General features: G+C 42.0%; 10 protein-coding genes. 1 reads left to right on the top strand and 9 read right to left on the bottom strand.

Translation table 11 applies throughout. From position 1 onward, the window contains the following. Nucleotides 1-10: 10 nt before the first annotated feature. The gene (locus BUE31_RS25875) at nt 11-2371 is read left to right on the top strand and encodes a TonB-dependent receptor (RefSeq protein ID WP_073406760.1); all 2361 of its coding nucleotides are present in this window, start codon (nt 11-13) and stop codon (nt 2369-2371) included. A gap of 134 nt (nt 2372-2505) precedes the next feature. Here the strand turns inward: BUE31_RS25875 and BUE31_RS25880 are convergent, their stop codons facing one another. The 9 genes from BUE31_RS25880 to BUE31_RS31620 all read right to left on the bottom strand — a co-directional run. Beyond that, a complete protein-coding gene (locus BUE31_RS25880) occupies nt 2506-2955 on the bottom strand; it encodes an SRPBCC family protein (RefSeq protein ID WP_073406761.1) in 450 nt (149 codons plus the stop codon). Nucleotides 2956-3017: 62 nt separating this feature from the next. Further along, nucleotides 3018-3821: a helix-turn-helix domain-containing protein gene (locus tag BUE31_RS25885; protein ID WP_159440747.1), complete on the bottom strand. Its 804-nt coding sequence runs from the start codon at nt 3819-3821 to the stop codon at nt 3018-3020. Between the two features lie 341 nt (nt 3822-4162). Then, nucleotides 4163-5098, bottom strand: a complete 936-nt coding sequence (locus tag BUE31_RS25890) for a hypothetical protein (RefSeq protein ID WP_073406763.1) — start codon at nt 5096-5098, stop codon at nt 4163-4165. 130 nt (nt 5099-5228) lie between these two features. After that, a complete protein-coding gene (locus BUE31_RS25895) occupies nt 5229-6083 on the bottom strand; it encodes a hypothetical protein (RefSeq protein WP_073406764.1) in 855 nt (284 codons plus the stop codon). Between the two features lie 133 nt (nt 6084-6216). Beyond that, nucleotides 6217-6579: a hypothetical protein gene (locus BUE31_RS25900; RefSeq protein ID WP_143167260.1), complete on the bottom strand. Its 363-nt coding sequence runs from the start codon at nt 6577-6579 to the stop codon at nt 6217-6219. A gap of 98 nt (nt 6580-6677) precedes the next feature. Further along, nucleotides 6678-8654 (bottom strand): OmpA family protein, encoded by a 1977-nt coding sequence (locus BUE31_RS25905; protein WP_073406766.1) that lies wholly within the window; start codon nt 8652-8654, stop codon nt 6678-6680. Nucleotides 8655-8674: 20 nt separating this feature from the next. Next, nucleotides 8675-9643 carry a PorP/SprF family type IX secretion system membrane protein gene (locus BUE31_RS25910; RefSeq protein WP_073406784.1) on the bottom strand — a complete coding sequence of 323 codons (969 nt, stop codon included), beginning with the start codon at nt 9641-9643 and terminating at the stop codon, nt 8675-8677. 57 nt (nt 9644-9700) lie between these two features. Beyond that, nucleotides 9701-10987 (bottom strand): gliding motility-associated C-terminal domain-containing protein, encoded by a 1287-nt coding sequence (locus tag BUE31_RS25915; protein WP_083620333.1) that lies wholly within the window; start codon nt 10985-10987, stop codon nt 9701-9703. A 150-nt stretch (nt 10988-11137) separates the two neighbouring features. After that, nucleotides 11138-12394 (bottom strand): collagen-like protein (locus tag BUE31_RS31620; RefSeq protein ID WP_410504026.1); only part of this gene is annotated, 1257 nt, incomplete at its 5' end.

A 12394-nucleotide genomic window follows, 5' to 3' on the forward strand; every position in this document is an offset into this window, starting at 1 on the left:
CCTATACTTAATGAAAAAACTATTCCCATTATTTTTTATGCTGATCATATATTGTTCAGCTTTCGCACAAAATCTTACTGATATTTCGGGTGTTATTACCAACACACAATCCCAACCGGTAGCCGGCGTCACCGTAACATTACTAAACACCAATTACACCACGGTAAGTAATGCAAAAGGCGAATTCAGAATAAACAAAATTCCGGCTGGTAATTATATTATGCACGTCAGCAATGTGGCTTATGCAGAACGCAACACAACAATTAATGTGAGTGGCAAAGGCATGCTATTTAATATTAAGCTTAAGGATGTAAGCAACCAATTGGATGAAGTTGTTGTAACTGCACAAAAAAGAGAAGAAGAAGTGCAGCAGGTGCCTGTAAGCATTTCAACGCTTTCGGCAAAGCAAGTGCAGGCTTACCATTTGCAAAATCTTAAAGAAATTACAGGTATAGTGCCAAATTTATATTCCGCAGGCCCGGGCGATAACCGCAACGTTACCGGGGTAAGGGGCATTGTAACAACATCGTATGACCCGGCTGTAACAACCTATATTGACGGTGTAAACCAGTTTAGCCTGGATACCTACATCCCACAGCTTTTTGATGTGGAAAGGATAGAAGTTTTACGCGGGCCGCAAGGCACTTTATATGGCCGGAATGCCATGGGTGGTGTAATTAATGTAATAACCAAACAACCATCAAACCAAACAAGTGGCTTTGCGGAGATGGAATTTGGCAATTACGGAGAACAACGGTATAGCCTTGGCTTACGCGCCCCCTTAATTAAGGACAAGTTATTTTTAGGTGTAGCCGGTGTTTATTCAGGCTTTAACGGTTTCTATACCAATGAATTTAACAATACTAAATTTGATAAGCAGCACTTTTTTTTAGGCAACTATTATCTTAAGTTTTTAGCTAGCCAGAAACTTACGCTTACTCTTAACGTTAAGAATTACGAAAACCGCAATAACGGGCCGTTCCAACTGGCAAGCAGTCCGGCTGAGGCATTAAGCAATCCGTTTAAGGTTAACCAGAATGCCACTACAAAAATGATCGATAACATTTTTAACGCGTCCTTATCTGCAAATTATACAGGCAGCAATTTCAACTTCACCTCGGTTAGCTCATACCAGGAAAACTACAGGTATTATACCGACCCGATTGACGGTGACTTCTCTCCTCTTGATGCAGTATCACTGATCAATAATTATGGCGGGAACTGGAACAAAGTAAAAGTTGGTACACAGGAATTCAGGTTAAGTTCACCTGCATCTTCACAATCGCCTTTGAAATGGACTGCAGGGCTTTATGGATTTTACCGTTACAGCCCAACAAAAACTGGTACACATTTTGGCGCTGATGCAGCGCAAGTAGGTTCGCCTATAAGTAATTTCACCAGCATTAATACCAATATTGAGCGTAATTACGGTGCAGCAGCATTTGGGCAGGTAGTTTATACGATTAACCCAAAATGGGATCTCACAGCCGGTTTGAGATATGATATAGAGCACAAAAAAGAAGAAGTTAAAGGCGAATTTCAGCCAGATGGCGGAGATGCTATGATCACCCAGGCCGATACTTCATCAAAAGCAAATTTCAGGGCATTCACGCCAAAGCTAACCATTGCTTATCATCTAACAGAAAATAACAACCTGTTTGCAACCTACAGCAGAGGTTTCCGCGCAGGCGGCATTAGCCAGTTAGGCTCTGATCCGTCACAGCCGCCACTTTATGCTTACAAGCCGGAATATAGTGACAACTACGAGATAGGCTCAAAAAACTCGTTTTTACATAGGAGGCTCCGCTTAAATATTTCGGCATTTTACACACTAGTTAATAATGCGCAGGTGCCAACACTGGTATTACCGGATGCCATTACAGTTACCAAAAATGCAGGTAAGCTAAACAGCAAGGGGATTGAGGCCGAATTAGCCGCAACCCTTTTAAAAGGATTGGATCTTGATTATAATTTTGGCTATACCCATGCCCGTTATACCGACCTGCTAGTAGCCAGTAATGGTAACGCAGTAAACCTAAAAGGCAACCACCAGGTATATACACCTGAAGTAACTTCTATGCTGGCTCTGCAATATGCTTACGGGCTTGGCGGACCGCAAAATGCCCAATTAATAGCCCGCGGAGAATGGCGTTACCTTGGCAATCAATATTTTGACCTGGCCAACCAGATAGAACAAAAAGCTTACAGCTTATTTAATGCCCGTATTGGTGTAAGCACCAAAAACTTCGACCTCTTTTTATGGGGACGTAACCTGGCCAACAAAAAATATATTGATTACGCTTATGATTTTGGCGCATCGCACCTGGGTAACCCCAAAACGTATGGCGTAAGTTTAGGCGCTAAATTTTAAATTTATAGATAGTCAGGCTATAAATTAATAATTTGACAATATCTTTCAAAAAACGCCCCTGATTTGAGAAAGGGGCGTTTTTTGTTGGAGGATTTTTAATTTTCTTATCGAAAACTAAACAGCCGGAAATGAGTTCAATTGCGTGGTTGCTTAAAATCGCCTTTCCCTGTAGTCAAATAGGAAAATAAACTTGTTTTTATCCAATGGGTCCAACCTGGCTCACAGTCCTTGTAACACTCAACGTTCGGCGTAAGGCCTTCGTGCGTAAAATTCAGATCTGTTACGCCATTGTTTTCATTGAGTTCAAAAATTAATTTGGTGTTAGCCCATTCCTTTTTATCAGAATACCAGGGCATATTGCAGTCAGTAACTAACCAAACAAGCCTTTTACCGGGAATTAATTCCGTTACGGTAAAGTTAAAGAAAGAGTCACCTCCCATCTTTATTATAAATTGATCGTCTTGTTTTTCGGAGTTCCCGCTAAAAGTTACTCCCCACCATCCTGGTACATTGCTGATCTTTTTGATTGCCTCGTCTGCGCTGATTTTTGCAGAGATGCTGCTGTTAAAATCGTTCTTTTCCATTTCATTTAATTTTTAAACAAAGATCGGTCGACAGCAACTTTAAGTATTGTACGAATCGGAAGTCAGCTTGTATAATGTTTGGTAGCGAGTTCGTTCATGCTGTTTTGAAGGTCAGTTAGGGTAGATCCAGTGAACCTTTTAAATGCCCTGATGAAATGGGATTGGTCGTGGTAATGATGATAAATTTGTTCCTTTAGGCTCTGATAATTAGCACCGGCGGAGAATGCCTGGTAAAATTGCTTAAACCTGGTTATTTCGGAAAGGTTTTTTGGCCCCGTACCCAGGTGTTCTGAAAATTTTGCATGAAGCCAGCGCGAACTATAACCAGTTTCCTTTTCAAGTTGTGTAACAGTCAGAAGACCATCAGTACCCAATATTCTACCGATACAATAATCATAGATCGGGTCAGTCACCGTTTTCTCCAGCTGTTTGATCAAAAAGCTTTGTAGGAGCTCCAATTTGACGGCTATAGAATTTGTTTCAACAAGTTGTGATTGAAGTTTTTCGGCGTGGTTGCCGATCAGATCCGCCAAATCCACAATTTGATTTTTGACCTCAGCATACGATAAATGAAAAAAACGATACGCGCCGAGTGGGTTAAACTCGATGATTATCGTGCCGGTCTGTGCATCTTCATGTGAATCAAGGATGACAGGCGAATCGATCAGGCCCGCTAAACTCAGTTTATTTTCAGCTTGAATAAAGGTCTTATCGCCGATGCCGGCCACAATCCCGTTACGATAGGTAAGCGTTAATTTAAAATTTGCATTTGGGACGATCAGTTTTCTATCCATCGCGGGAAGGCGGCCGCTACTCTCGAACACATACATTTTGGCAACGTACCGGTTGAGTAAAGGGTGTGGCATGACCGGAATGAATCTAAAATTTATCATTTGTCTGTCAGTGCGAAGTATTATTACCGGTTAAAAATACTGCTAAAAAATAACTTTTCCCAATTTCTATTCCTGACCTGCTTAGGAAATAAAAAAGCCTTCAGAAATTACCTGAAGGTTCAATTAGCAGTACAGTTTTAAGCACAATGCTATTCGTTTCATGTTTTGAAGGGGTTTGAAGTTAAGTAATCGTTTTTCTTTTCTAAGTCTGTATTAAGGTTTAGTTTATAGGCAGCAAACACGAATAAAGAAGGCCCGCCTTATACCTGAATCGGTGGCTTTACCACAATATTAATTAATGACATAGATCAAGTTCAATTAGCAATTTTGTAACCGTAGAGTGAGCTGACAACTACCTGAAAAGAACTGCCACTGCTCACTGCGGCTGTTGCGGCCATACTTACAGTTTCACCTGCATTCAGAAACGTGACGCAAGACGTATTCAAACCTTCGAAAGTTACCGGATTGGATTGAAAGTTTTGAACGAGTGCAGTAGCGGACCCTCCAAAGTTCTTTATCAAGTACAAAGTAACAGACCCAAAACTGGGACTACCAGCCACAGAACTATTGTCAAATTGTGTACATCCGTAAAACATATAAAAGCCGCTGGTAGGGGCAGTGAATCGTCCGTTGGCGGTATTCAATACGTTGCCTGTATTAATTACGGTTCCCTGCGGATAAGTGATTTCGTTTTTAATTGAAAGCGATGGAGAAGCTGTACATGTTTGCCGCGTACTGGTAGGCACCGCTGAAAACGGATAAGTGGATGCCGCTGCAGGAACACTGTTAGAGCTTGACAACAGTACCAGTTCCCAGGTTGTTCCTGTGGTGGTGCCCTTGTTTATAAAAAATGCATAATATCCCGCTGGTACATCGACCGAAGCTACACCGGCACCGCTTTGGTTATCGATCAGTTCGGCTCCGTTGGCCGCCACCGTCAGTATTGCTGTTCCAGTATTCTTGAAATGATACATCCTCCCTGAGAAATTGCCCGCCCCACTTATGGCTGCGGGCAGCGTAAGCGTACCATTACTGCTGCCATTATAAGCATCATAAAAATCGTTAGCGCCTACGGTCCCGCTGGCACTAACATTCTTGTACGTAGCCGCAAACGATCCGTTTACGGTAAGTTTACTACCCGGAGTGTACGTGCCGATGCCAGTGTTGCCGGTTTGCGCATACAAGCTGCTGCAGGCAAGGAAGAATCCTGTTAAAATAATCGCTGTTTTGCAGATGTGTTGTACTTTCATTTTTGTAAGGATTTTAATTTTTTATGCTGGGATTGTTTATTTGTTTTTTAAGACAGTGAATAGAACGGTGTATTATTTAATGCAGTCACAGAATTAAAAAAAAATCCCATAATAAAAGGTTTATACTTCATTAATTTTGGAACTTTACAAAATCCAAATAAAAAGCAGGATTACCAATGTTATAACCAGCTGGAATTACGCCATTAGTTTTACCGGCTAACACTGTGTAGGTTCCTGGTGTTGCGAAATATAATACACGGTTTTGATCTCTGGGGATAAAAATAACCGCGGTAGCAGATCCGCAATAGCTTCTCCAGACATCTCCAATTCCGTTTATATAAAAGAAATAATCGTTACAATCTGAATTAATTGTAACGCCACAACGGAAAAAATACCAGCCTTTTGCCGGGACTGTCACTGAAATTCCTGTAGCCAAGCCTGAAGCACCTGTAGATCCTGTAAAAGGATTAACTAATGTTCCTGTGTAAGGAGTCCAGTTATTTGCAAATGCTGTAACACTGCTGCCTACAATGGCTACTTCCCAGGTAACGCCACTTGTAGCGCCCTTAGAGATAAACATACCATAAAAACCCGCAGGTAGTGTTATACTGGCAACGCCCGGCCCGCTCTGGTCGTCCATAAGTTCACTGCCATTGGCTACTATGGTTAGCGCACTGCTTGTGCTGGTGTTTTTAATATGATACACCCGGCCACTAAAATTGCCTGACCCTGAGATAGCAGCAGGTAATGTAACGGTACCGGCAGAACTGCCATTCCATGCCAGGTAGTAGTCGCTGGCCACCAGAGTGTATGTTGTGGCGGTAATATTTTTGTACGTAGCGGCAAAAGAACCGTTCACTGTAAGTGTACTACCCGGTGTGTAGGTGCCGATGCCAGTGTTGCCGGTTTGCGCATAAAGGCTATTGCAGGTAAGGAAGAGTCCTGTTATAATAATAGCTATTTTGCAGATGCGTTGTACATTCATTTTGTTGGTGTTTTTATTTTTTTATGTTAGTATTGTTTACTTCAGACTAAGTTTTTCTTTCTTTTAACCGGATATTATAATTATTTTGAAAATAACATTCAGGAACGACTCTCAAAAATGCCCGCAGCTATTCTTACGCCTGCAGATAATATGCTGTTTCTATTGCCATTTCCAGCATTCTTTGCTTATGCTTCTTTAACAGGCTATTCCACCAGAAGCTATATTGCCGGGGATAAGTTATCCTTTCCTGGTATTCACTCCTCGACAAATTTTCAAAAGCCAGCAGCTTATACATTACCTTTTTCGAATGGTCCACCACTGCGTGCGACCTTCGTGTATACCCGAATTGAACATTCAAAACCTGGTTGGTTTTTCCTGACAGCAACACATGCTCAAAAATTTCAACCTGTATAGTTGAGAATTTGCGGGTTTTTAGTACAGGTCGGGTTTCGTATTTTATTTCGTCTGCCTGCCTGATAGTATTGTGTATCATCATAAAATTGTATAAAGTACCTTGCATCCCCGGTTAACTAATCGGGCGGCCTGTCAATTTGAGCCGGCGCATTTGCGCAAACCCTTATAAACCACCCCACATTAATATTTAACAATATGAAATTCCGTTCTCCTGTTCGCCTGGTGCTGCTCTATAGTACAGCTAACCCCGTTACTGCATCCGTTCACCAGGCGTGTTTCACCATAGCCTTTTGCCGTGATGCGATTTTTATTGATGCCCCTGTCAATTATATATTTTACAGCCGCATCGGCACGTCTTTGCGATAAAGCCATGTTGTATTGGTCGCTGCCGCGACTATCAGTGTGCGAACCAAGTTCAATCCATATAGTCGGGTTGTCATTTAATATTTTAACAAGTTTATCAAGCTCTATTGAGGCGTCTGGGCGGATATTGGATTTATCGAAATTGTAGTAAATATTTTTCAGAACAATCTCCTTGTTCAATTCTATCTTTTCAAGATAAAGGTCTTTTCTTATTACGGTTGAGGTTGTGAGGTTTACCGTACTTGCGCTGGCAGCATCGCCCCGGAACCCGGTTTTCTCGCCCGTTAGGTTATAGGTAGAATTGGTATCCAAATCGAATTTAAACCTCCCGTCTGTATCCGTTTGTACTTTTAGTGGCATACCATTAAGTTTAGTGAGCGAAATAATGGTATTGGAAAGCGGTTGATGAGTATCCTTATCATAGGCAGTACCTTCCAGCTTAAATACCAGTACTATTGGCTTTGGCGTGTTAAAGCTGTAAATATCATCGCTGCCCAGCCCATTCGGTCTGTTCGATGAAAAATATCCTGTAGTCGAGCTGTCAAAGTTGTATGCAAAATCATCTTGAGGCGAGTTTAGCGGGTAACCCAAATTCACAGGGGTGGAAAAACTTCCGTTAACCGTTGTCGTTTTAAAAATATCGAGTCCACCCATGCCAATAAGGCCATCGCTGCTGAAATAAAAGTTATTATCATCGTCAAAATGGGGGGTACGTTCATTACCGGATGTGTTAATTGCGGCTAAGTTAACCGGGGCGTTCCAATCACCGGTATCATTTCTTTTGCAGTAATAAATATCCATTCCGCCTTTTCCACCTGGCATGTTCGATGTAAAATACAGCGTTTTTCCATCTTTACTGATGCAGGGGTCGCCCACAGAATACTCACCTACCTTATTATATTTAAATGCTGTAGCAACAGCCCAGTTGCCGGCGCTGTCTTTTTTGCAGCTGTATATTTCAACATTAATGGTTACCAGCTTACCCTTTCTGTCATATTCAGATTTTTTGGGGATCCGCGTAAGCGTAAAATATAGCTCATTCCCATTGCCGGTAAAGCTTGCCGGCCCCACATGATAATCTGTTTTTACGGTTACCGGAAAATAGCTTATATCGCCTGATTTGCTGTTTTGTTGATATAGACGCAGGTAGCTGTTCCCTGTCCATCCGTAAATAGTTTTGCCGGGTACATGCCCGCCATCGAATTTTAAAAATGGACGGCCGGTTTTTTGTATACTATTTACGTACGATGTTGAATCATTCCTGTCTGAGGCAAAAACAATATTGCTGCCATAAGCGGCGGCCCCCCAGTCTGATTTTGCAGTATTTATTGTTTTCAGGTTATTGATAATTACATGCCGTGGCGTTTTCATCCATATAGCGGCAGAATCGCATGATAAGATCCATATTGTTTTTTGTGCGGGTGTAACCTGTTTGTTAAGCTCGGCATATTTCAGGTATGCTACCTTGGCTTCGTTATACTTGGCATTATTCTGCAGGGCCTTTGCATAATTCAACAGATCATCAGGCATGCTGCCGGGCATGCCCGTGGCAATAGCGTACCAGCTTTCGGTTTCTTTATAATTTTGTATGTATGAATAGCATAATGCCAGGCGTTCGGCAGCATGGAATGTTTGCTTTTTCCGATAAGCCTGCTCATACAAATCAATCGCTTTAATATAATCGAATAGCTCATATTTTGCATCAGCCGCTTTGATAATATATTGAGCTTTTACAGGCGCAAAAAAAGCTACTGATAATAGTACAGCTAAAAATGTGGGTAAATATCGCTTCATCTGGATAAATTTTATCACTCTTAAAAATACCTTGGAGTCAACATTCTTGAATCCTTTTTTTCAAAGAAATATCCTATCGATATTTCATGCGTTCCACCACTGTATCCCTGCAATGGTCCTACAGATATGTCATAAGCATATCCTATGCGGAAGTTCTGGGCAGAGAAAATCTGGGCTGCCACTACAATTGAGTTTGCCTGCGACAAACCCTTCTGCAAATAGCTCTTGTTATATAATTTCACTCCCGTACGGTAAGAACAGCCTATCCATACTTTTGCCTTTAATAAAAGGAATGCATTCACATCTAAACTTGTTGGCCCCGCGCGGTCATCTTTTATAAGGAATGACGGTTTCAACTGAATGTCCTCTGATAGGGGTAAAAGCATGCCCGCCGTTAAATAATAATGCGGTTTGGGTTGTGGAATCAATGAAGAGTTGGGTATTTTATAAAATTGCGAAACCAGGTTATCAGCAGAAAGCCCTGCATAATATTTATCATCGGCATAATAAACACCTGTCCGTGCGTCGGCCATAATTTTGCTTTGGATGCCAGTAGGCAAGTAAGGTTCAGGGTCGTTAGCGTACAACTTTGAACCATCTATACCGAACTGCACAATGCCAACACCAAGACCAAACGCCAGCCGGGCGCTTCCATCAGCATTCATCTGGATACGATAAGCATAATTTCCATAGGCTGCTATGTTACTCTGTGCCCCAAGGCGGTCATTCGATAATTGAAGCGCCAAGCCAACCCGGTTATCATTTGCAATAGCATCTATAGCCAGCGATTCTGTTTGCGGCGCTCCGGGCATTCCCGTCCACTGGTTACGATAAAAGCCCTGTACATTCAGTTGCTCTCTGTACCCTGCATATGCAGGGTTAATGTAAATTCCGTTAAACATATATTGGCTAAACTGTGCATCCTGCTGGGCTTTACCTATTTGTACCCCTGCCAATACCACCAATAACGCTAGTAAAATCTTTTTCATTTTAATGCCTGTTTTTACAACAATAACACAATACTTCTTCCCTGATCTCATCATACATTATCGGGTAAATGCTCTTATTAGGGTTATATAGCCTTTATATACCTGCCATTCGTCACCGGCATGTTCCTTAACCCGTAATATGTAATAATAAGTCCCTTCGTTTAAGCCATCACCTGTCCATGTGTTTTTATAATTGGTTTGCTTAAATACTTCATTGCCCCAGCGGTTAACAATAATCATATCGTTCTCTGCAAACAGTTCCAATCCCCGTATCTCAAAGGTGTCATTATTGCCATCACCGTTTGGCGTAAATACGTTTGGTATATTTAATGCGTTCACAGCGTATTTAGTGAACCATACCCCATTGCCCAAAAGGTTTGCTATTAAATCCACATCATTGCTGGTATGAACACCAACCGCGGTATTTATGGTTTTATAGTAATTCCATTTTGTACCCCCGTTATACTGAGAAATTGCGGCATTTGCCTCTTTAAACAATGAGCCGTCAGTACTAACGTTATGCTGTAACGTCATATTTACTTTTGCCGGGGCTGATGAATAAATATGCCAGCTCCTGTCCATACCTTGTTTAGGGCTAAAACCAGTTGTAAGCGAAGCCCTGTAATCCTGTACGCTAACATATAATTTCCCGGCCGATTGCGGTGTTAATGTGGCTGGTGTGTAATCGCCTTCATCAATACCAACCGGGAATACAAATGCTGAGTTATCTGCATATTCTTTAACCATATGTCCATCAGTGCTGTTGCCTGTAGATACCATCCGGTTTTGACCGTAGTTTTCTATCTTTCCACTGGTATTAAAGGCCAGGTTATGTCCGTTAAGTATCACATTGGCATGGTCAACAGCCAAATCGAGTGTTCCTGCTATATTTAATGCAGCCGATGATTCGCCGCTTGCATTTGTAGTGCCATAACCAGGATCACTTATATCGCTTAAAATCAGATCGCTGTTATTCTGATGCTCTATCAGCAGGTTTATAAAATTGCCATTATTGCCGTCGATATTGGTTGGCCCCGAACGCATACTTGTATAAAACGGGTTAGTGCCCGGATTATGAATGACGATGCGACCACTTCCGCTGAACGTTGCGCCTGGCGCTATCCAAACATTTTTGCTCCAAATATCAAGCGTTCCGTCAATTACCCAGTTGGCATTAGGTCCAAAATAACTACCTTCAGAAAAACGTTGCTCCGTTGTCCCGGCAACAACATTTACTGTAGAATTATCAACCGTCATGCTTCCCGCGCCGTTTTGAGCCTTGAGTTGCAAAGCCCAAAACAACAGCAGGAATACTATATATATGTGCTTAGGGTTCGTCATCATTTTTTTGCTATTTCGTTTACAAACCTGCTAACCAACATGTTGCGCCATCGCTTTGCGTAAGTCTGTTCTTCTATTTTTCATAGTTCATGGGTATAGTAGGGTCAATTCATTTATTCAATCATGCTAGTTTCTTTCAAAAACTAACAAGCTTTATTTTTCAGCTTTCACCTTATTTTCGTTTTTATCAAGCAATAGTTTTTCAAGTCTTTCCAAACGCTCATTCATTTGCTCCTGTGATTTTTTAAGCGATTCGATTTCCTTGTCTTTACCATCAATTTTCTTTTGCTGATCGATTACATAGAGGTAAAGCTCTTCCAATTTCTCTAATGACTGTATTGATAACTTGGTCATATCAACTGCATAACCACCATCAGGCATTTTCTTGAGATCTTCAATAGGCGTAACGCCAGGCAAATGCTTCTTTGTTTTTATAAAATCAGCTACCTCGTTTAAGCTTATAAATTTGTAATCCTTATTAATTTTTGATGCGCCATCAAAATAATCCTGGAACACGTAATCGGCATAAAGACTGGAGTTGGTAACGATCGATCCGTTTACAGAAAGCATTTCATTACCGGCACCAGCAGTACCTGCAGTACCCACACCTCCAAAAAACGAGTTTCGTCCAATTGCTACCCCTCCCGTCATAAAAATATTCTGGGTATTTAGTGTAGCTTTTGTGGTTGTGCTCTGCACATCCCATGGTTCAACGGCTAAACTTGATTGCGACAATGTTTTTAAAACACCTGTTGTTGCATCTGCAACCACTATATTTTCGGTACCTGCGCCTGTTTGCAAACCCGATAAAGCAAGCGTGTTTGTGGCATCGGTTGTTACTGTTGTTGGCTTGATTAATGCGCCACCTAATTGTGTGTTGCCATTGGTAGCAGTTAAACCGTTATTGGCAGAAATCAATACGGGTACAGATGCTGATGCCACACCATTTACAGTAGATATCAAATTACCATTTGTATTAGCTAAAACATTGCTATTCACCATCGGTACAGCCGCTCCGGTCACTCCATTTACGGTGGTTGTTAAATTATTTGCTGTGGAAGTATTTGAAACGGTCGTGGCTGGTGCTGAAGGCGTATTTATTTTATACGGATCTGCTGCTGTACCTGAACCTGAAACTGTGGTATTGGTACCATCTACAATTAAGCCAATTCCGCCTTGCGGACCGGTTGCGCCTGTTGCACCGGTAGCACCGGTAGCACCTGCCGGACCTGTTGCTCCGTCTGCTCCCGCTGCGCCGGTGGCACCTGTTAAACCTATCGGACCTTGTGCGCCAGTAGCACCTGCAGCGCCGGTTAAACCTATCGGGCCTTGAGCACCGGTGGCTCCTGTGGCGCCCGCCGGGCCTGTTGCTCCGTCCACTCCATTAGTTCCTGCTGCACCGGTGGCTCC

It is taken from the genome of Mucilaginibacter sp. OK098 (assembly GCF_900142915.1).
In the GTDB taxonomy this organism is placed as follows: domain Bacteria; phylum Bacteroidota; class Bacteroidia; order Sphingobacteriales; family Sphingobacteriaceae; genus Mucilaginibacter.

Excerpts from the sequence above, each read along its gene's own strand:
- BUE31_RS25885 (WP_159440747.1), bottom strand. The coding sequence starts at position 3,821 with ATGCCACACCCTTTACTCAACCGGTACGTTGCCAAAATGTATGTGTTC.
- BUE31_RS25915 (WP_083620333.1), bottom strand. The coding sequence starts at position 10,987 with ATGATGACGAACCCTAAGCACATATATATAGTATTCCTGCTGTTGTTT.
- BUE31_RS25880 (WP_073406761.1), bottom strand. The coding sequence starts at position 2,955 with ATGGAAAAGAACGATTTTAACAGCAGCATCTCTGCAAAAATCAGCGCA.
- BUE31_RS25900 (WP_143167260.1), bottom strand. The coding sequence starts at position 6,579 with ATGATGATACACAATACTATCAGGCAGGCAGACGAAATAAAATACGAA.
- BUE31_RS25895 (WP_073406764.1), bottom strand. The coding sequence starts at position 6,083 with ATGAATGTACAACGCATCTGCAAAATAGCTATTATTATAACAGGACTC.
- BUE31_RS25905 (WP_073406766.1), bottom strand. The coding sequence starts at position 8,654 with ATGAAGCGATATTTACCCACATTTTTAGCTGTACTATTATCAGTAGCT.
- BUE31_RS25875 (WP_073406760.1), top strand. The coding sequence starts at position 11 with ATGAAAAAACTATTCCCATTATTTTTTATGCTGATCATATATTGTTCA.
- BUE31_RS25910 (WP_073406784.1), bottom strand. The coding sequence starts at position 9,643 with ATGAAAAAGATTTTACTAGCGTTATTGGTGGTATTGGCAGGGGTACAA.
- BUE31_RS25890 (WP_073406763.1), bottom strand. The coding sequence starts at position 5,098 with ATGAAAGTACAACACATCTGCAAAACAGCGATTATTTTAACAGGATTC.